This window comes from Streptomyces griseus subsp. griseus, assembly GCF_000720255.1.
Lineage (GTDB): Bacteria > Actinomycetota > Actinomycetes > Streptomycetales > Streptomycetaceae > Streptomyces > Streptomyces griseus_I.
Genome location: NZ_JOJE01000001.1, coordinates 46,097 through 64,284, shown reverse-complemented (window position 1 = coordinate 64,284; position 18,188 = coordinate 46,097). Strand labels below are relative to the sequence as shown.

20 protein-coding genes and 1 riboswitch are annotated in these 18,188 nt (G+C 72.4%); of the genes, 11 read left to right on the top strand and 9 right to left on the bottom strand.

Going from position 1 to position 18,188, the window contains the following annotated elements; translation table 11 throughout:
- Positions 1-69: 69 nt before the first annotated feature.
- Positions 70-209: riboswitch (cobalamin riboswitch) on the bottom strand.
- 147 nt (positions 210-356) lie between these two features.
- On the bottom strand, positions 357-578 hold the full coding sequence (locus IG99_RS00320) for a hypothetical protein (RefSeq protein WP_037668321.1): 222 nt from the start codon (positions 576-578) through the stop codon (positions 357-359).
- A 43-nt stretch (positions 579-621) separates the two neighbouring features.
- Complete coding sequence (locus IG99_RS00315) at positions 622-1,857, bottom strand: inorganic phosphate transporter (protein ID WP_037668317.1); 1,236 nt, start codon at positions 1,855-1,857, stop codon at positions 622-624.
- Positions 1,858-2,025: 168 nt separating this feature from the next.
- Here IG99_RS00315 and IG99_RS00310 point away from each other — a divergent pair, with 168 nt between their 5' ends.
- The 3 genes from IG99_RS00310 (at position 2,026) to IG99_RS00300 (ending at position 5,659) form a co-directional block, all read left to right on the top strand.
- Entirely contained in the window at positions 2,026-2,721 is a 696-nt protein-coding gene (locus IG99_RS00310) for a class II aldolase/adducin family protein (RefSeq protein WP_037668314.1), read from the top strand.
- 166 nt (positions 2,722-2,887) lie between these two features.
- The gene (locus IG99_RS00305) at positions 2,888-4,015 is read left to right on the top strand and encodes an alpha/beta hydrolase (protein ID WP_037668311.1); all 1,128 of its coding nucleotides are present in this window, start codon (positions 2,888-2,890) and stop codon (positions 4,013-4,015) included.
- Positions 4,016-4,372: 357 nt separating this feature from the next.
- Positions 4,373-5,659 carry a hypothetical protein gene (locus IG99_RS00300; RefSeq protein WP_037668308.1) on the top strand — a complete coding sequence of 429 codons (1,287 nt, stop codon included), beginning with the start codon at positions 4,373-4,375 and terminating at the stop codon, positions 5,657-5,659.
- Between the two features lie 51 nt (positions 5,660-5,710).
- Here IG99_RS00300 and IG99_RS00295 read toward each other — a convergent pair whose 3' ends face one another.
- The gene (locus tag IG99_RS00295; protein WP_037669520.1) at positions 5,711-6,124 is read right to left on the bottom strand and encodes a VOC family protein; all 414 of its coding nucleotides are present in this window, start codon (positions 6,122-6,124) and stop codon (positions 5,711-5,713) included.
- 245 nt (positions 6,125-6,369) lie between these two features.
- Between IG99_RS00295 and IG99_RS00290 the strand changes: the two genes are divergently transcribed.
- From IG99_RS00290 to IG99_RS00280, 3 genes are all read left to right on the top strand, one after another.
- A complete protein-coding gene (locus IG99_RS00290) occupies positions 6,370-7,968 on the top strand; it encodes an ABC-F family ATP-binding cassette domain-containing protein (RefSeq protein WP_037668307.1) in 1,599 nt (532 codons plus the stop codon).
- A 354-nt stretch (positions 7,969-8,322) separates the two neighbouring features.
- Positions 8,323-8,544, top strand: coding sequence for a helix-turn-helix domain-containing protein (locus IG99_RS00285; RefSeq protein WP_004002281.1), 222 nt, complete (start codon positions 8,323-8,325; stop codon positions 8,542-8,544).
- Positions 8,545-8,661: 117 nt separating this feature from the next.
- Positions 8,662-9,465, top strand: coding sequence for an enoyl-CoA hydratase/isomerase family protein (locus IG99_RS00280; RefSeq protein ID WP_037668306.1), 804 nt, complete (start codon positions 8,662-8,664; stop codon positions 9,463-9,465).
- A gap of 101 nt (positions 9,466-9,566) precedes the next feature.
- Here IG99_RS00280 and IG99_RS00275 read toward each other — a convergent pair whose 3' ends face one another.
- A complete protein-coding gene (locus IG99_RS00275; protein ID WP_037668305.1) occupies positions 9,567-10,301 on the bottom strand; it encodes a hypothetical protein in 735 nt (244 codons plus the stop codon).
- Between the two features lie 88 nt (positions 10,302-10,389).
- On the opposite strand from IG99_RS00275, the gene IG99_RS00270 reads away from it, so the two are divergent.
- From IG99_RS00270 to amaP, 5 genes are read left to right on the top strand one after another with little or no spacing between them, the layout of a single operon-like run.
- Positions 10,390-10,881, top strand: coding sequence for an Asp23/Gls24 family envelope stress response protein (locus tag IG99_RS00270; RefSeq protein ID WP_037668303.1), 492 nt, complete (start codon positions 10,390-10,392; stop codon positions 10,879-10,881).
- Positions 10,882-10,938: 57 nt separating this feature from the next.
- Complete coding sequence (locus IG99_RS00265; RefSeq protein WP_037668301.1) at positions 10,939-11,124, top strand: hypothetical protein; 186 nt, start codon at positions 10,939-10,941, stop codon at positions 11,122-11,124.
- Positions 11,125-11,130: 6 nt separating this feature from the next.
- A complete protein-coding gene (locus IG99_RS00260; protein ID WP_037668300.1) occupies positions 11,131-11,544 on the top strand; it encodes an Asp23/Gls24 family envelope stress response protein in 414 nt (137 codons plus the stop codon).
- Positions 11,541-12,233: a DUF6286 domain-containing protein gene (locus IG99_RS00255; protein WP_037668299.1), complete on the top strand. Its 693-nt coding sequence runs from the start codon at positions 11,541-11,543 to the stop codon at positions 12,231-12,233. Before IG99_RS00260 ends, IG99_RS00255 begins: the two co-directional genes overlap by 4 nt.
- On the top strand, positions 12,230-12,817 hold the full coding sequence (gene amaP / locus IG99_RS00250) for an alkaline shock response membrane anchor protein AmaP (protein WP_037668297.1): 588 nt from the start codon (positions 12,230-12,232) through the stop codon (positions 12,815-12,817). Before IG99_RS00255 ends, amaP begins: the two co-directional genes overlap by 4 nt.
- Positions 12,818-12,907: 90 nt before the next feature.
- Here amaP and IG99_RS00245 read toward each other — a convergent pair whose 3' ends face one another.
- From IG99_RS00245 to IG99_RS00225, 5 genes are read right to left on the bottom strand one after another with little or no spacing between them, the layout of a single operon-like run.
- A complete protein-coding gene (locus IG99_RS00245; RefSeq protein WP_037668295.1) occupies positions 12,908-13,663 on the bottom strand; it encodes an SDR family oxidoreductase in 756 nt (251 codons plus the stop codon).
- A gap of 5 nt (positions 13,664-13,668) precedes the next feature.
- Positions 13,669-15,456: a glycoside hydrolase family 15 protein gene (locus IG99_RS00240; RefSeq protein WP_037668293.1), complete on the bottom strand. Its 1,788-nt coding sequence runs from the start codon at positions 15,454-15,456 to the stop codon at positions 13,669-13,671.
- 34 nt (positions 15,457-15,490) lie between these two features.
- Positions 15,491-15,850, bottom strand: coding sequence for a hypothetical protein (locus IG99_RS00235; protein ID WP_037668291.1), 360 nt, complete (start codon positions 15,848-15,850; stop codon positions 15,491-15,493).
- Entirely contained in the window at positions 15,847-16,449 is a 603-nt protein-coding gene (locus tag IG99_RS00230; protein ID WP_394297950.1) for an RNA polymerase sigma factor, read from the bottom strand. Before IG99_RS00230 ends, IG99_RS00235 begins: the two co-directional genes overlap by 4 nt.
- Positions 16,446-18,002 (bottom strand): sodium:solute symporter family protein, encoded by a 1,557-nt coding sequence (locus IG99_RS00225; protein ID WP_037668288.1) that lies wholly within the window; start codon positions 18,000-18,002, stop codon positions 16,446-16,448. The genes IG99_RS00230 and IG99_RS00225 overlap by 4 nt, the downstream gene beginning before the upstream one ends.
- Positions 18,003-18,188 lie beyond the last annotated feature (186 nt).

The window sequence follows — 18,188 nt, the reverse complement described above, 5'->3', positions numbered from 1 at the left end:
CTGGTGCTGGACCTCAATCGGCAGCCGAGCATGGCGATATGTCCTCACTCAGGGTGTCCGCGCCCTGGTTCGACGAGACCGGCGGTGAGAGTTCCTGGCTCCCGGGGGTTCCTACCCCGGTGACAGTGGCGGGACCGCGCCGGATTCTCACCGGCTTCCTCTCCTGCCGCCGTACATGGCTCCGGCAGTCCACCACGGCCCCGGAACAGCCGTCAACTTGCTGTTGACCTGCGACGGGAGAGTGTGCAGAACCCCACACGCGGGCCGTCGAGGGCGTCACACACGCGCGTGGGGTGCGGGACGACGATCCGTCCCGCACCCCACGTGTGCCTGTTGTGCTGCTCGTGTGCCGCCGGTCAGGCGACGATCAGGGAGATCCCGTACGCCACCGCCGCCGCGCACGCCGCGAAGCACGCGTACGCGCCGGTGACCGCGAGAGCGGCTGAGCCGCCCTGGGCCGCGGCCCGCTCCCGGCGGGACAGGCCGGCGATGCCGAGGGTGAACAGGGCCACGAGGGCCACGGTGACCACGAGGCTGACCCCGAAGACGGAGCCGAGAGCCGCCCAGTCGATCTTCATGCTGTCTCTTCCTTCGTTTCCGGCGTACCGGGGGCGGTGCGGCTCAGACGGTGGTGGTGGCCGGCGGCGCGGACTCGGCCGTGGGGGCGGGGATCGTGGCCGACAGGTCCTCGGCCACCGTGCCCGCGGGCGGCGGGGTCACCGCGGCGATCGCGGTGGTCACCACGCCGGGCGGCTCCTCGTTGTCGTTGACGTTGTTGTGGTCGACGACCTCGCGGCGCGAGAGCTTCCAGATCGCCGCGCTGGAGGCGATGAGGAAGACCGCGACGACGGCCGTGCCCCAGTCGCCGAAGCCGGTGACGTACTCCGCGAGCGCGCCGACCAGGGCCGCGGCCGGGAGCGTCAGACCCCAGGCGACGAACATGCGGGTGGCGGTCGACCAGCGGACCACGCCGCCCTTGCGGCCCAGCCCCGCGCCCATCACCGAACCGGAGACGGCGTGGGTGGTGGAGAGGGAGAAGCCGAGGTGCGAGGAGGCCAGGATGACCGTCGCGGCGCTGGTCTGGGCGGCGAAGCCCTGCTGCGGCTGGAGTTCGGTCAGGCCCTTGCCCATCGTGCGGATGATGCGCCAGCCACCGATGTAGGTGCCGAGCGCGATGGCGAGGCCCGCGGAGAGGATGACCCACAGGGGCGGGTCGGAGTCGGGGGCGACGGCACCGCCGGCGACCAGGGCGAGGGTGATGATGCCCATCGTCTTCTGGGCGTCGTTCGTGCCGTGCGCCAGGGAGACCAGGCCGGCGGAGGCGATCTGGCCCGCGCGGTAGCCCTTCTCGGCTGCCTTGCCGTCGGCCTTCTTGCCGAGGGTGTACGACAGGCGGGTGGCGAGCATCGCGGCGACGCCCGCGACGATCGGTGCCGCGATCGCCGGGATCAGGACCTTGGTGACGAGGACGTCTCCGTGGACCGCGCCGACGCCCGCCGAGGCGATGGTGGCGCCGATCAGACCGCCCATGAGGGCGTGCGAGGAACTGGAGGGCAGGCCCACCAGCCAGGTCAGGAGGTTCCAGAGGATCGCGCCGACCAGGGCGGCGAAGATGACCTCGGGACGGATGCCGGTCTCGTCGACGAGACCCTTGGAGATCGTGTTGGCGACCTCCACCGAGAGGAAGGCGCCTGCAAGGTTCAGCACGGCGGACATGGCCACCGCGACCTTGGGCTTGAGCGCACCGGTTGAGATGGTGGTGGCCATCGCGTTGGCGGTGTCGTGGAAACCGTTCGTGAAATCGAACGCGAGTGCGGTTACCACCACAATCGCGAGGATCAGCGAGAAGCTTTCCATTTACCCAGGCAATCGTTCGAGGTCATTGGCTGGACGACCGTAAGCAACCTGAGTGAACGGAAGATGAACTGAGTCGGGCATTGAAGTGTCACAAAAAGAGGGCCGCCGCTCCGCTCCGGAACGGTGGCCCGTACACCGTACGACCAGGGATCCTGGCAAGATCGCCGCATGGTCGAGCAGCCGAGGGATCAACAGGGTGAACGTGACGTACGGGGGCACGCGGGGGAGGTGGCGGCGGCCTGGGAGGCGCTCGTCGTCACCGCCCGGCGGACTGTCGCCGACCGGCTGGTCGTCGGCACCTCCGGCAACGTGTCGGTGCGCGTCGGCGACACCGTCCTGGTGACGCCCTCGGGTGTGCCGTACGACCGTCTGACGCCGGACGACGTGACCGGGGTCGACCTCGACGGGCGGCAGGTGCTGGGCACGCTGGTGCCGACCAGCGAACTGCCCATGCACCTCGCGGTCTACCGCACCACCGAGGCCCGCGCCGTCGTCCACACCCACGCCGTGCACGCCACCGCCGTCTCCACGCTCGTATACGAACTCCCGGCCGTCCACTACATGACCAGCGCCCTCGGCGGCCCCGTCCGCGTCGCCCCCTACGCGACCTACGGCACCGACGAGTTGGCCGAGAACATGCTCCGCGCCCTGGCCGACCGCTCCGGCTGCCTCCTCCAGAACCACGGCACCCTCACCTACGGCGCCACCCTCGACCAGGCCTACGACCGCACCGCCCAACTCGAGTGGATGTGCGAGCTGTGGCTCACGGCCTCGTCGGTACCGGGGCTGACCCCGAGCCTGCTGTCTCAGGCGCAACTCGCGGAGGTGGGGGAGCGGCTCAGGGGTTACGGGCAGAGGGGATGAGCCTGGCCGGCGATGACCGGGGTACCGCAATGGGGTGAGCCTTCTCGCGTCGTTCTCCGCATCCCGCCCGGTCTCCCGCCCGCGGTCCCTCCCGGTGCCGCTTCCCGCGTCACCCGGAACCGTCGCACCACTGGCCGGTGGCGCGGTCCGCCGGGACACTGGAGCCGTGCGCACTGTCAAAGCGACGGCCGCCGCCGTCACCGTGGCCCTGGCAGCGGGCGTGGCCAGCGTCGCCGCCGGCCGGTTCGCGAGCGACGCGGCGCTCAGGCCCGCGCCGGGCAGACCGCTGCCCACGGAGCCCCGGCTCACCGTGCACGGCACGGCAGCGGGCCGCATCACCCTCACCCGGGCCCTGGCCTCACGGCGCCCCGGCACCTACGGGCTCGCCGGCGACGGCTCGCACGCGGTCGTCGGTGACGTCCTCGACACCACCCCGCATACCGCGGACACCGTCGTACGCCGCCTCGAACGCGTCACCCACGGCACCCTGAACCCGGGCGACGCGGTGTGGTTCACCCCCAACGTGTACGTCGGCAACCCCCGCACCGCCCTCGGCCTGGACCACGCCGACATCGACGTGCCGGGCGAGCTCGGCGCACTGCCGGCCTGGTTCGTGCCCGGCGCGCGCGACACCTGGGTGATCGCGGTGCACGGACTGGGCGCCACCAGGGAACACACCATGAACGTCATGGCGTTCCTGCACCGCCAGCGCGTCTCGGTGCTCGCCCTCGCCTACCGCGGCGACCTCGGGGCACCCCGCTCGCCGGACGGCCTCCACCACTTCGGCGAGACCGAGTGGCGCGACGTGGACGCGGCGATCCGGTACGCGGTGCGGTACGGCGCCGAGCGCGTCGTCCTGTACGGCTGGTCCACCGGCGCCACCATGGCGCTGCGCGCCGCCGCGCACTCCGGGCTCAAGGACCGTGTGTCGGGGCTGATCCTGGACTCCCCGGTGCTCGACTGGGAGGCCACGGTACGCGCGCTCGCCGCCGCCCGCCGGACACCGGGCGCGCTGCTCCCGCTGGCCGTCCGGGCCGCGCAGGGCCGCACGGGGCTGGACGGCCGCCGGATCGCCGAGGCCGCCGACCCCGACCGGCTGCGCGTCCCGACGCTGATCCTCCACGGCCCCGACGACACGGTCGCCCCGTGGAACACCTCCCGCCGCCTCGCCGCCCGCCGCCCGGGCCTGGTCTCCCTCCATACGGTCCCCCAGGCCCCGCACGCCGCCATGTGGAACGCCGACCCCGAGGGCTACGAGGAAGCCCTGCGCCGTTTCCTCACCCCTCTGATGTGAAACCACCCGACCCCCTGATGTGCCCCCCGCACACGCCCCCCGTCGCCGCCCCCTTTCCACACCGGTCGACCTCATTCCGTTTAAGGCCGTACCAGTGGCCTGATCTCGGCCCTGAGCCCCCCTCACCACCCCGTGCGTTGGCCATCCCCGTCGCCGCCCGTGACATTCCGTTTGGGTTTTCGGACCGTCAACCGGAAGACTGCACCCGTGACGTCCCGTATCCCGCGCGACTCCAGGCTTCGACTCGTCCGCCCGCGACCCCTGGCCGCCGCACCCAGAGCCGTGAACCAGCGGCGCCCGCGCCGCCCCGCACCGCGCCCTCCGGAGGGCACCCCGGCCCCCGCGGAACTGGCCAGAATGGCGCGCTCCGTACTGGCCGCCGCGGCCCGCGTCGCCCGTTGGGCCGACGCCGCCCTGGGTCCCGGACGCGACGGCATCACCGCCGACGGCAAGGCCACCCTCGCCGACGCGACCGCCGAACACGCTGCCCTGGAACTCGGCCTGACCCCCGATCAGGTCCGTGCGGACTGGGACACGGCCCGCCTGGCCGGCCTCGTCGAGGTGCACGGCGACAGAGCCCGCCCCGGCTGGCGACTGCGCGCCTGGGACCGTGACGACAGCGCCGTGCTGCGCGGCTGGGTCGCCCTCTTCGACGCCTGGTCCCTCGCCTGCCCGGAGCCCGAGGGGCACGAGCCCTCCGCCGTCGCCGAGGTCGTCTCCGCGATGCCGCAGGTGCTCTCCTTCCTCCAACTCTCCGCCGGTCCCGTGCCGGTGCCGCAGCTCCTCGACCTGCTCCAGCAGCGGGTCACCGAACTGCGCACCGAGCGCTGCGAGATCCCCTACGGCCCCCAGCGCCAGCCGGTGGCCCTCGCGGACCCCGCGGCCGACCCCGCCCCCGGCCCGGCCGGCCCCACCGACGACACCGAGCTCGCCCCCCTCCTGGACTGGGCCCTGCGCGCCCTCGGCTCCGTCGGCGCCCTCACCTGCGGCGAGGGACAGGCCACCCTCACCCCGCTCGGCAGTTGGGCGGTATGGGTGAAACTGGAGCAGATCTGCGTCGCCGCGCAGAGCCCCGCCGGGAACATCGAGCAGGCCGCCGAGGACATGCTCCGCGGCTGTGCCCAACTGCGCCCCAACGCGGCCCGCGCCGAATACCGCGCCTGGCTCGCCGCCCGCCCCGTCGGCAACGCCGTCACCGAGCTGCTGGCCGCCGCCCGCGGTGAGGACGCCCTGCTGCGCGGCCTCGCCTTCGAGGCGCTGCGCGTCGTCGGCGCCCCGGCCGAGCCCGACGTACGGGCCGTCGTCGACGACCCGGCGCTGCGACCGTACGCCCTGCTCTGGCTCGCCGAGCACGACGGCGTCGACCCCGAGGACGCCCACGAGGTGCTCACCCGCGAGGAGGCCACCTGGCTGTGGGTCGACACCGCCGCCGCCGTCGCCGACCACGGCGAGGCCCCGATGCTGGTACGGCACCTGGAGTCCGCGCTGCAGCCGACCGTGCCCGCCCTCCTCGACGAGGTGCGCGCCGTCGGACACCCGCGCACCGTGCAGGTCCTCGTCGCGCTAGCCGCCGCCCACCCCGATCCCGCCCTGGCCAAGGCCGTGCGCCGCGCGGCCTTCCAGGTGCACACCGGGGGCAGCTGAACGGCCGGACGCGGCCCCGGACCACATCGGACCGGATCGAAGCGGCCCGGATCAGACCGGTATCTCCGGAGCGTAGGTGCCGAAACTCCAGATGTTGCCCTCGAGGTCGCGGGCCATGTAGTCCCGTGAGCCGTAGTCCTGGTCCGTCGGGGGCATCAGGATCTCCGCGCCGTGCTCCACGGCCCGCCGGTGGTGTGCGTCGACGTCGTCCACGACGACGTACACCCCGCTGGGGCCCCCGCCCATCATCGCCGTGGCGAAGACGCCGCCCGTGCCCTTCGAACCGAGCATCACCGCGCCATTGCCCTGCGTCAGTTCGGCGTGCAGCACCAGCCCGTTCTCCCCCTCGTACACGGACAGCTCGGTGAAACCGAAGGCCTCGGTGAGCTGCCTGATCGCCGCCTTGGCGTCCGCGTACACCAGCGTCGGGAAGAGACTCGGGCGCCCGCCACTCCTGCCTGCCATGCCGATCACTCCCTCGTGGTCCCTGCTGTGATCCCTGCCGGAATGTCCCCTGGTGCCCAGTCTCGCAGCGCCCACCGACAACGGCTCCCGGTCGGGACCGGCCCGGGCGTCGAACACCTGGACACAGAAAAAGTGGTTGCACGGCCCCGTTAGAATGGCCCCCATGGCCATTCTCCTCGCGCATTAGACGGCGGGAACGTCCTCAGCCGCCCATCCCGCCAACGACCCCGCACTGGAGTCTGTCCGTGATCTCCGCCTCCGGCATCGAGCTGCGCGCCGGTGCCCGCGTCCTCATCGAGTCCGCCACCTTCCGCGTCGCCAAGGGCGACCGCATCGGCCTGGTCGGCCGCAACGGCGCCGGCAAGACCACTCTCACCAAGGTCCTCGCCGGCGAGGGCATCCCCGCCGCGGGCCAGGTCACCCGCTCCGGCGAGGTCGGCTACCTCCCGCAGGACCCCCGCACCGGCGACCTCGACGTCCTCGCCCGCGACCGCATCCTCTCCGCGCGCGGCCTGGACGTCCTGATCCGCAAGATGCGCGACAACGAACAGCGCATCGCCAACGGCCAGGGCGCGACCCGCGAGAAGGCTCTCAAGCAGTACGAGCGCCAGGAGACCGAGTTCCTCACCAAGGGCGGGTACGCCGCCGAGGCCGAGGCCGCCACCATCGCCGCCGCGCTCAACCTGCCCGACCGGGTACTGGGCCAGCCCCTGCACACCCTCTCCGGTGGTCAGCGCCGCCGTATCGAACTGGCCCGGATCCTGTTCTCCGACGCGGACACCCTGCTCCTCGACGAGCCGACGAACCACCTCGACGCCGACTCGATCGTCTGGCTGCGCGACTATCTCAAGTCCTACCGCGGCGGCTTCATCGTGATCTCCCACGACGTCGACCTGGTCGAGACGGTCGTGAACAAGGTGTTCTACCTGGACGCCAACCGCGCCCAGATCGACGTCTACAACATGGGCTGGAAGCTCTACCAGCAGCAGCGCGAGGCCGACGAGAAGCGCCGCAAGCGGGAGCGGCAGAACGCCGAGAAGAAGGCCGCCGCACTGCACTCGCAGGCCGACAAGATGCGCGCCAAGGCCACCAAGACGGTCGCCGCGCAGAACATGGCCAAGCGCGCCGACCGGCTGCTCGCCGGACTCGAGGCGGTCCGGGTCTCCGACAAGGTCGCCAAGCTCCGCTTCCCCGAGCCCGCGCCCTGCGGCAAGACCCCGCTGACCGCCGAGGGCCTGTCGAAGTCCTACGGCTCGCTGGAGATCTTCACCGACGTCGATCTGGCCATCGACAAGGGCTCCCGGGTCGTCATCCTCGGCCTCAACGGCGCGGGCAAGACCACCCTGCTGCGGCTCCTGGCCGGTGCCGAGCAGCCCGACACGGGTGCCGTCGTCCCCGGCCACGGCCTCAAGATCGGCTACTACGCCCAGGAGCACGAGACCCTGGACCCCGACCGCACGGTCCTGGAGAACATGCGCTCGTCCGCCCCCGACATGGACCTCGTCGAGGTCCGCAAGGTGCTCGGCTCGTTCCTGTTCTCCGGCGACGACGTCGACAAGCCCGCCGGGGTCCTCTCCGGCGGCGAGAAGACCCGTCTCGCGCTCGCCACCCTGGTGGTCTCCTCGGCGAACGTGCTGCTCCTCGACGAGCCGACGAACAACCTCGATCCGGCCAGCCGCGAGGAGATCCTCGGCGCGCTGCGCACCTACAAGGGCGCGGTCGTGCTCGTCACCCACGACGAGGGCGCGGTCGAGGCGCTCCAGCCGGAGCGGATCATCCTGCTGCCGGACGGTGTCGAGGACCTGTGGGGCGCCGACTACGCGGATCTCGTCGCCCTGGCGTGATCCGTCGCCCCCCGCGTGCGCTGCCTCTTGATCCACTGTCTCTGGATCATTCGGCCCATCCGTGATCCATCATCTGTGTGAGATCTCCTCGTATCGAGGTGTGTCATACACGGATGTCCCGGCCGATCCCTTCGTCGACAAGGGATCGGCCGTCGCGCGCCTCTGACCTGGTATTTCGCGAAAGAACCCGTTCGGCCGTACGGACGCACACGTCCGGAATCGTCGATTCCGTTCGTGGGGACGCACTCCTGTCGTCACAACCCTGTCGCACGGACCTTGCCGAATGGGTGGCCATCGGGGCCCGGAGGGGTGATCATGAGGGGACCAGAGCGCACTTCCCATGAGGAGGACCGGGTGGCCGAGACTCTGAAGAAGGGCAGCCGGGTGACCGGCGCCGCGCGCGACAAGCTCGCGGCAGACCTGAAGAAGAAGTACGACTCCGGTGCGAGCATCCGAGCACTGGCCGAGGAAACCGGCCGCTCGTATGGCTTCGTACACCGGATGCTCAGCGAGTCGGGCGTCACGCTTCGTGGGCGTGGCGGAGCAACGCGGGGCAAGAAGGCCGCTTCGTCCTGACTCCGGGCGGCCCATCGGCTTCGATGGTGGCCACCCGGTCGGTCAGCCGATCGGCCGGGTGGTTACTGTGCAGTCACTTAGCTTCGCTCTGCTGACTGCACTCATCGGAGGCGCCCCATGGCCACGTCCGGCCAGGAACTCGTTCCCCTGCTCGACAAGGACGGCGTACGGCTCACCGTGGACGACGCGCTCGCCACGGTGACGCTGACCAATCCGGCCAAGCGCAACGCACAGAGCCCCGCCCTGTGGCGGGCGCTCGGAGAGGCCGGGCGGTTGCTGCCGGGCTCCGTCCGTGTGGTCGTGCTGCGCGGTGAGGGCAAGTCCTTCTCCGCCGGCCTCGACCGGCAGATGTTCACGCCCGAGGGGATCGAGGGCGAACGGTCGTTCATCGACCTCGCCCGCAGTGCCGACGCCGAACTGGACGCGGCCATCGCCGATTTCCAGGAGGGATTCACCTGGTGGCGGCGGAACGACATCGTGTCCATCGCCGCCGTACAAGGGCATGCCATCGGTGCGGGCTTCCAGCTCGCGCTCGCGTGTGACGTGCGCGTCGTCGCCGACGACGTGCAGTTCGCCATGCGCGAGACCAGCCTCGGCCTCGTGCCCGACCTCACCGGCACGCATCCGCTGGTCTCACTCGTCGGCTACGGCCGTGCGGTGGAGATCTGCGTGACCGGACGGTTCGTACACGCCGAGGAGGCGGTGAGTTCGGGGCTGGCGAATCTCGCCGTGCCGCTGGCGGACCTGGACGCGGCCGTGGCGGATCTGGCGGCGGCGGTCCTGGCCGCCCCGCGGGACGCCGTCATCGAGACCAAGGCCCTGCTGCGCGGTGCCGCGGACCGCGGATACGACGAGCAGCGCGCGGCGGAGCGGGCCGCGCAGGCCCGGCGCCTGCGGGAACTGGCCGGCGTGGGCGAGTGAGCCCCGCGCCGACCGGCACCTCGCGCCGACCGGCACCTCGCGCCGACCGGCACCTCGCGCCGACCGGTACCTCGCGCCGCTCGCGGTGAGTCGGCCTGCCATCAGTCCACCGTGGTGACCAGCACCGTCACCGTCGGGTGATCCGACAGCGCCTCGGAAACCGCCGTGCGCACCGCGAGGGCCACGTCCAGTGCCCGGTGCTCCGCCCGTACGGCGATCTCCAGGCGCGCGTGGCGGCGGGGGAGGGCGGCCGTGCCGTCGGCGCGCTCCTCGACGTGGACCGCGCGGCCCAGTCCGCCCAGGATGCCGGTCAGACGGGACACGCCGGGCACGGCGAGTGCGGCCGCGGCGATGCGCGCCTCGTCGCCGCGCGGAGCAGCGGGAGCCTCCGGCGCGGCCTCCGGCGGCTCCGGCGGTGCCCCGGTTTCCGGTTCCGGCAGCTCGTCCAGCAGGGCCGTCACCCGTAGGTCGATCTCGGTGACCGCCAGACCGAGGCGCTCCGCCGCCGTCGCCAGCGCCGCCCGCAGCCTGGAGGCGACCGTCGGCAGTGGCTCGGACGGAGTAGCCGCCGCGAAATCCGCCGTCACCCTGAGGGGCCCGGGCGACAGGGCGCTGGGCGGCGGCGGTACGGCCGGCTCGTGGACCCCCTCCGGGTCCGCCGGAGCGATCCGCAGCGGCCCCAGCCGCACCCCGCTCACCTCCCGCACATCCCGCCGCAGCACCGCCCCTGCGGCGCCCTCCGCGATCCACGCGCCGTCCCGCGGGCCGCCCAGGGGCAGCAGCCTGCCCAGGCCCAACTGCTGCCGTACCGCCTGTGTCCATCCGTCCGCCGTCATTGCTCCAGACTGCCCCATCCCTGGCGCGCATCGGCGCAACGCCGCTTACCGTGGTCAAAGGAAGACAAATCGGAAGGGACGTACGGCGATGACCGATATGACGGAACAGAACCGGACGCAGACCTCCGAAGGCGAGAGGGACGCGCCGGTACAGACCCGCAAGACCACCCGACGAGGTGGCGGGGACCCGGCGACCCGGGGGCGGACCACGATCGCCGACGGGGTGGTGGAGAAGATCGCCGGAATGGCGGCACGCGACGTCGTGGGCGTCCACGCGATGGGCGGCGGACTGTCACGCACCTTCGGCGCCGTCCGGGACCGGGTGCCCGGCGGGACGAAGTCGTCCGTGACCCGCGGGGTCAAGGTCGAGGTCGGCGAGGTGCAGACCGCGCTCGACCTGGAGATCGTCGTCGACTACGGCGAGTCGATCACCGACGTCTCCCAGGCCGTGCGGGAGAACGTCATCGCGGCCATCGAGCGGATGACCGGACTCGAGGTGGTCGAGGTCAACATCGCGGTCAGCGACGTGAAGCTGCCGGAGGACGAGGAAGAGGAAGAGCAGGAGTCCCGGCTCCAGTGACGCCTCGGCAGGACCGTTGGCGGATCGGCGTACGGGCGGACAGCTGAGGAGCGCACCATGAGCATGGCAGTGGTCGGCATGATCGCCGGCATGGCGCTGGGCTTCGCCGGGTATTTCGGCGGGTTCGGTGCCTTCCTGCTGGTGGCGGCGCTCGGCGCCGTCGGCTTTGTCGTCGGCCGGTTCCTGGAAGGGGACTGGGAGCTCGGCGACTTCTTCCGTACGCGCGACGAGCGGCGGCGGTGACGTCCGGTGAGTGAAGGGACCGGCGCGCCCGGCCGGCGCCCGGCCGTCGTCCCGCCGGGTGAGCGCGGCGCGACCCGGATCGCCGACCGGGTCGTCGCGAAGATCGCCTCGCACGCGGCGCGCGAGGCGGTCGGCGGGCTGCCCCCGGACGCGAAGCCCCCGCACGCCACGGTGGTGGTGCGCCCCCATGCCGCCGGCCTGACGCCGACGGGGCGGCCCTCCACCGAGGCCGCCCACGTCAGCGTCCACCTCGAACTCGAGTACCCGTGCGACATCGGCGCCCGGAGCCGGCAGGTGCGTCGTCACGTCACCGAGCGGGTAGGCGCGTTGGTGGGAATGCAGGTGCCGGAGGTCGCCGTGTACGTCGAACGGCTGCATCCGGTGGCGGCGCACGGCCTGACACAGGGGAGGACGCGATGAGCGAGCCCCAGGGCTCCGAGGGCACCACACAACGACTGCCGGTCCTTGAGAAGGACGTCGGCGACGACAACGGGGCGGACCGGCCCGCCCAGTCGGCGTCCGCGGCGGAGTTCGAGCCGCCGCCCCACCTGGACGGCGAGGACGGCGGCAACCGCCGCTTCTGGTCCGCGCGCCGCGTCCCCGCGGGCATCGTCGCCCTGCTGCTCCTGGTCGTCGTGGGCGCCTTCCTCTACGACATCGTCGCCGTGCGCGCCGGCCACTCCGTCCTCGCCTGGCGCAAGGAACTCGCCCGTCAGCTCGCCGAACGGCCTCTGGACGACACCTGGGTGCTCGTCGGCGCCGGGGTCGCCGCCGCCCTCGGCCTCTGGCTGATCGTGCTCGCGGTCACTCCCGGCCTGCGGGACGTCCTGCCGATGCGGCGCACGCACCCCGACGTACGCCCCGGGCTGTCCCGGCGCGCCGCCGCGATGGTGCTGCGGGACCGGGCCATGGAGGTCGCCGGCGTGCAGTCGGCACGCGCGCGCGTCCGCAGGCGGAAGGCCGACGTCCGCGCGCTCTCCCACTTCCGTGAACTGGACGACGTGCGCAACGACCTGGACGACGTGCTGGCCGAGGCGATCCGGGGCCTGGGCCTCACCCGGCCGCCCGCGCTGTCGGTGCATGTGACGCGGCCCGGGCGGAAGGGGTGAAGGCGATGCTCAGGACCGTCAACCGGGTACTGATCGGGGTCGTGGGCCTGGTGCTGCTCGCCCTGGGCGGCTCCGTGCTCGCCATCGGCCTCGGCGCTCCGGCACCCTCCTGGTGGATCCACGACGGACGCCACGACGTGCTCCTCAGCAACGCCGAGCGGACCCGCTGGCGGGACTCCGACTGGTGGTGGCCGGTCGTCATCGCCGTCCTCGCCGTCCTCCTGCTCCTCACCCTCTGGTGGCTCACCGCGATCCTGCGCCGACGCCGGCTCGCCGAGGTCCTCGTGGACACGGGCGACGGCGCGGGCGCTCTCCTGCGCGGCCGCGCCCTCCAGAACGTACTGGCCAGGGAAGCCACCGACCTGGACGGAGTCGCCGACGCCCGCGTCCATCTGACGGGCCGCCGCACGGCTCCGGAGGCCCGCATCAGACTCCAACTGGACCCGCACGTGGACCCGGGAACAGCCCTCAACGACCTCACCACCCAGGCCCTGACCCACGCCCGCAATTCGGCGGGCCTGGCGTCCCTGCCGGCAGAGGTCAGGTTGAGGGCGGTCAAGCACGGTGAGGAGAGGGTGAGCTGAAGCGCCCCTCCCTGCAAGGGGCGCGGGGCTGTATCGATGTGCGGCTCCGCCGCGTGGGCGCGATCGACCCACCACGACCCGCACACGACGTCAAAACCCGTGCCGCATGCCCCCGTCCACGGGCAACATGATCCCGGTCAGATAAGAAGCAGCCGGCGACAGCAAGAACGCCGCAGCCCGCCCGAACTCCTCCGGCGCCCCATACCGCCGCAACGGAATCCGCGACTCGTTGGCAGCCCGAGTAGCCTCAGGATCAGCCGACAACCCGTCCAGCTCGCGCACGCGATCCGTGTCGATGCGAGCCGGCAGCAACCCCACCACCCGGATCCCACGCGGCCCCAACTCGTCGGAGAGGGACTTCGCGAACCCCGCGAGCCCGGGCCGCAGCCCGTTGGAGATCGTCAGCCCCGGAATCGGCTCGTGCACCGACCCCGACAGCACGAACCCGATGACACCGCCGTCCTCCAACTCCGCCGCCGCCGCGCGAGCGAACCGCACCGCACCGAGGAACACCGACTCGAACGCCGTCTGCCACTGCTCGTCCGTGTTGTCGGCGACGAAGCCGGGCGGCGGCCCGCCGACGCTGACGAGGATGCCGTCGAAGCCCCCGAAGTGCTCACGGGCGGCCGCGATCAGCCGCGCCGGCGCCTCGGGGTCGGCGTTGTCCACGGCGACGCCGACCGCGTTGGGTCCCAGCCCGGCCGCCGCGTCGGCGGCGCGCTGCTCGTCCCGGCCGGTGACCACCACCTTCGCCCCGTCGGCCACGAGCTCGCGCGCGGCCGCGTTGCCGAGGCCGCGCGTGGCCCCGGTGACGACGTACACCCGGTCCTTCAGTCCAAGATCCATGGCCCCTATCCTGCCCCCTCGGCCCCGAACAGGGCGAGGGCGGTGTTCACCAGGGCGATGTGACTGAAGGCCTGGGGGAAGTTGCCGAGCTGCCGGCCGGCCACCGGGTCGTACTCCTCGGCCAGCAGACCCACGTCGTTGGTGAGACCGACCAGCCGTTCGAACAGCTCCCGGGCCTCCTGCGTACGGCCCGTCATGTGCAGCGCGTCCGCGAGCCAGAACGAGCAGGCGAGGAAGGTGCCCTCGCCGCCGGGCAGCCCGTCGACGGAGGTCTCCTCGGCGCTGTAGCGGCGCACGAGTCCGCCGTGGCCCAGCTCGGCGACGATCGCGTCGACGGTGCCGGTGACGCGCGGATCGTCGGGCGGCAGGAAGCCGACGCGGGGGATGAGCAGCAGGGAGGCGTCGAGTTCGCGGGAGCCGTAGGACTGGGTGAAGGTGTTGCGCTCGGCGTCGTAGCCCTTCTCGCACACCTCGTGGTGCACCTCCTCGCGCATCGCCCGCCAGCCTTCCAGGTCCCCGTCCAGCCCGGGGTTGCGTTCCAGCGTGCGCACCGCGCGGTCGGCGGCCACCCAGACCATGACCTTCGAGTGGACGAACTGGCGGCGCCCACCGCGCACCTCCCACAGCCCCTCGTCCGGTCGGCGCCACTCCTTCTCAAGCCACTTCATCAGCGCGACCTGTAGCGCCCACATGTGCGGCTTGGCGGGCAGGCCCGACGTCCTGGCCAGCGACAGCGAGTCCATGACCTCGCCGTACACGTCCAGCTGGAGCTGGCCGACGGCCTCGTTGCCGATGCGTACGGGGGCGGAGGCGGCGAAGCCGGGCAGCCAGGGCAGTTCGAACTCGGGGAGCCGGCGCTCGCCCGCGAGGCCGTACATGATCTGGAGGTCCGCCGGGTCGCCGGCGACCGCGCGCACCAGCCAGTCGCGCCAGGCCTCGGCCTCCTCCTGGTAGCCGGCCGCCAGCAGGGCGCCGAGGGTGAGAGTGGCGTCGCGCAGCCAGCAGAAGCGGTAGTCCCAGTTGCGCACCCCGCCGAGTTCCTCCGGCAGCGAGGTGGTGGGGGCGGCGACGATACCGCCGGTGGGGGCGTAGGTGAGGGCCTTGAGGGTGATCAGGGAGCGCACGACGGCGTCCCGGTGCGGGCCGTCGTAGCGGCAGCGCGCCGCCCACGTCCGCCAGTCCTCGACGCTGCTGATCAGCGCCTCGTACGGGTCGACCAGCGGCGGGCGCGGCTCGTGGGAGGGGTGCCAGGTGAGGACGAACGCGACCTTCTCCCCCTCGGCGACGGTGAACTCCGAGTGGGTGCCGAAGTCCTCGCCCCAGGTACGCACCTGGGGTTCGCTGCGCAGCCAGACCGCGTCGGGGCCGGCGACGGCGACGCGGTGGCCGTCGGCGCGGCGCATCCACGGCACGGCCGAGCCGTAGTCGAAGCGCAGCCGGAGCGTGCTGCGCAGGGTCACCCGGCCGCTCAGCCCCTCGACGATCCGCATCAGGTCGGGTGAGCGGTCGCGTTGCGGCATCAGGTCGGTGACCCGCACGGCACCCTCGTCGCTCTCCCACTCGGTGTCGAGGACGAGCGTGTCGGGACGGTACGCGCGCCGCGTGCAGGAGCCCTTGACTCCCTTGGGGGCGATGCGCCAGTGGCCGTGGCGCTCCGTGCCGAGCAGCCGGGCGAAGCAGGACGCCGAGTCGAAGCGCGGCAGGCACAGCCAGTCGACGGAACCGTCCCTGCCGACCAGCGCCGCCGTCTGCTCGTCACCGATCAGTGCGTAGTCCTCAACCCGGGGATGCACGAATGATCGGGTTCCCGGGGGGTCGGCGGGGCAATCAGGGGTGCGGCCGGGCGAGTGACGCCTGGCCGACGGTGTCACCGGCGCCGGAGAAGATCACCCCGGGGTCCGACGGGGTCTGGTTCAGCACCCACAGTCCGATGAGCGTGGCCAGCGTGAAGACGACCGTGATCAGTACGGCCAGGACGAGCCGGCGTCGGCGTTCACGGCGCAGCCACTCGCCGCGCGCCGTGCGGTAGGCGTCGGGGGCGGCCCGCACACCGCCGGCCAACGCCTCCAGGGCCTCGCGGAGTTCCCGCTCGGTGCGGTTGTCCTCGGTGCGGTTGTCCTCGACGCGGTTGCTTTCGGTGCGGTCCGCACCGGTGCCGCGCGCCGGAGTCGCATCTCGATGCGTCATCGCCGGGCCTCCATCGCCTGGGTCAGGGCGGCGATGCCGCGTGCCGTGTGGGTCTTCACCGAACCGCTGGAGATGCCCATCGCGGCGGCGATCTCGCCCTCCTTGAGCCCGAGCCAGTGACGCAGCACCAGCGCCTCGCGCTGCCGGGCCGGCAGCTGCTGCAGCGCGTCGATCAGCACCCGCTGGTCGTCGCGCAGCAGCGCGGTGCTCTCGGCGGAGGCGACGATCTCCTCCGGCGGCACCGGCGGGTTCTCCACGTGCTTGCGGGCGACCTGGAGATGCCGTATCCGCATCCGGGTCAGATTGCACACCGTGGAGCGCAGATACGCCTCCGCCGCCTGGACGTCCCGCAGCCTCCGCCACTTGCGGTAGATCTGGTAGTACGCCTCGGCCACGACGTTCTCCGGGTCGTCCGCCCCGAGCAGCACGGCCAGGCGCAGCATCGAGGAGTAGTGCACCTCGAAGAGCCGGGCGAGCCCGGCCTCGCGTTCCAGCTCGGCCGGGTCGGCCATCGCGGGCGCGAGCGGCTGGGCCGACGGCGCCCCCGCCACGGGCTCGACGTAGGGCTCGGGTACCGGAATCGGGTGTCTGCGTCTCACGGGTGGTTCGCTCCCGTCTCGGGGCGGCGCCTGACACTCAGGCGGGACGGCAGGTCGGTGGCGTCGGCGCCGCGCGGGACGCCGAGACGATCGAGGACCGCGGTGCCGGCCACCGCGACGACCAGGTTGAGCAGCAGCGCCGCGAGCCCGGCGTAGACCTCCAGCGGGCCGAAGCCCAGGGCGACGATGGACGAGAACCCCTCGCGCACGACCATCAGGGTCCCGGACACCATGCCCACGGCCCAGCCCGCGAGCAGCGCCCGCGCGTGCAGCCGCCCGGTGAACAGCCCGACGGCCACGGCCGGGAACACCTGGAGGATCCACACCCCGCCGAGCAGCTGGAGGTTGATGGCGTCCTGGTCGCGCAGCCCGAACACGAACGCCACCGCCCCGACCTTCGCGGTCAGCGACACCGCCTTGGCGATGCGTACCTGCCGCTTGGGCGTGGCCGTCGGATGCACGTACTCGACGTACACGTTCCGTACGAAGCTCGTCGCGGCGGCGATCGACATCACGGCGGCCGGCACCAGCGCGCCCACGGTGATCGCGGCGAACACCAGCCCGGCCAGCGGCGCCGGCATCAGCCGGTCGACCAGCATCGGGACGGCGGCCTCGGCCCCGCCCCGCGGCGCCCGGACGCCCGTCGCGAGGGCCGCGATGCCGAGGAAGCCGAAGAGGGCCAGCAGCCCCGTCCACGCGGGCAGCGCCACGGTGACCTTGCGCAGGGTGCGCGGTCCGTCGGCGGCGAAACCGGCGGTCAGCACATGCGGGTACATCAGCAGCGCCAGCGCCGAGCCGAGCGCGAGCGTGGCGTACGCGGGCTGCTGCGCGGGGGAGAGTACCAGCGGGGAGTGGGCGACGTCGGTCCCGCCGAGCCGCCGGGCCGCGCCCTCGAAGACCGGCCCGGGGCCGCCGAGCCGTACCAGCACCAGCCAGCACACGGCGACCAGCGACACGAAGACCGCCACCGCCTTCAGTGCGGAGATCACCGCGGGCGCCCGCAGCCCGTGCCGGTACGTGGCCACCGCGAGCCCGGCGAACAGCGCCACCATCACCAGGTCACCGGCCGCGCCCCGCGGGTAGACGCCCCCGGCGGTGAGCACCGCCCGTATGCCCAGCAGTTGCAGAGCCAGATAGGGCATCGTCGCCAGGATCCCGGTCAGCGCGACCACCAGGGCCAGCGGCGCCGACCCGTACCGGCCCCGCACGAAGTCGGCGGCGGTGACGTATCCGTGCCGCCGGGCCACCGTCCACAGGCGGCTCAGCAGGACGAAGGCGAGAGGGCAGAGGATCACCGTGTACGGCACCGCGAAGAAGGCGGGTGCCCCGTTGCCGTACGCCAGTCCCGGTACCGCCGTGAAGGTGTACGCGGTGAAGATCGTGCCGCCGAGCAGCAGCCACGTCCACACCGGTCCGAGCCCGCGGTCGGCCAGCGCCCAGCCCTCCAACGAGGGCAGCCGGTCGCTCGGGCGCAGGCGACGCGCGGTCACGGCGAGCAGCGACGCCCCGCCGATCACGGCGAGGAACGTCGCGGTCATGGCGCCGTCGGCCATGGGTCACCGTCCTTGGTGTGCCTGAGCCCTCACGGGGGAGTTGCGCGGCGTCCCCGATCGGAGGACACGGAACCGGCGGGAAATGTTCTGGAAATTCGCTGTCAACCGGTTCCGGCGGGTGGGCAACTCTTGCACAGACCGACAGCGATCGGGAGAGAGCCGCTGTCGCTGATCTCCGGACACCTC

Coding starts and splice junctions, on each gene's coding strand:
- IG99_RS00295 (WP_037669520.1), bottom strand. CDS start 6,124: ATGGCAGGCAGGAGTGGCGGGCGCCCGAGTCTCTTCCCGACGCTGGTG.
- IG99_RS00265 (WP_037668301.1), top strand. CDS start 10,939: ATGAGCATGGCAGTGGTCGGCATGATCGCCGGCATGGCGCTGGGCTTC.
- IG99_RS00310 (WP_037668314.1), top strand. CDS start 2,026: ATGGTCGAGCAGCCGAGGGATCAACAGGGTGAACGTGACGTACGGGGG.
- IG99_RS00280 (WP_037668306.1), top strand. CDS start 8,662: ATGGCCACGTCCGGCCAGGAACTCGTTCCCCTGCTCGACAAGGACGGC.
- IG99_RS00315 (WP_037668317.1), bottom strand. CDS start 1,857: ATGGAAAGCTTCTCGCTGATCCTCGCGATTGTGGTGGTAACCGCACTC.
- IG99_RS00235 (WP_037668291.1), bottom strand. CDS start 15,850: ATGACGCATCGAGATGCGACTCCGGCGCGCGGCACCGGTGCGGACCGC.
- IG99_RS00245 (WP_037668295.1), bottom strand. CDS start 13,663: ATGGATCTTGGACTGAAGGACCGGGTGTACGTCGTCACCGGGGCCACG.
- IG99_RS00255 (WP_037668299.1), top strand. CDS start 11,541: ATGAGCGAGCCCCAGGGCTCCGAGGGCACCACACAACGACTGCCGGTC.
- IG99_RS00300 (WP_037668308.1), top strand. CDS start 4,373: ATGGCGCGCTCCGTACTGGCCGCCGCGGCCCGCGTCGCCCGTTGGGCC.
- IG99_RS00225 (WP_037668288.1), bottom strand. CDS start 18,002: ATGGCCGACGGCGCCATGACCGCGACGTTCCTCGCCGTGATCGGCGGG.
- IG99_RS00270 (WP_037668303.1), top strand. CDS start 10,390: ATGACCGATATGACGGAACAGAACCGGACGCAGACCTCCGAAGGCGAG.
- IG99_RS00320 (WP_037668321.1), bottom strand. CDS start 578: ATGAAGATCGACTGGGCGGCTCTCGGCTCCGTCTTCGGGGTCAGCCTC.
- IG99_RS00275 (WP_037668305.1), bottom strand. CDS start 10,301: ATGACGGCGGACGGATGGACACAGGCGGTACGGCAGCAGTTGGGCCTG.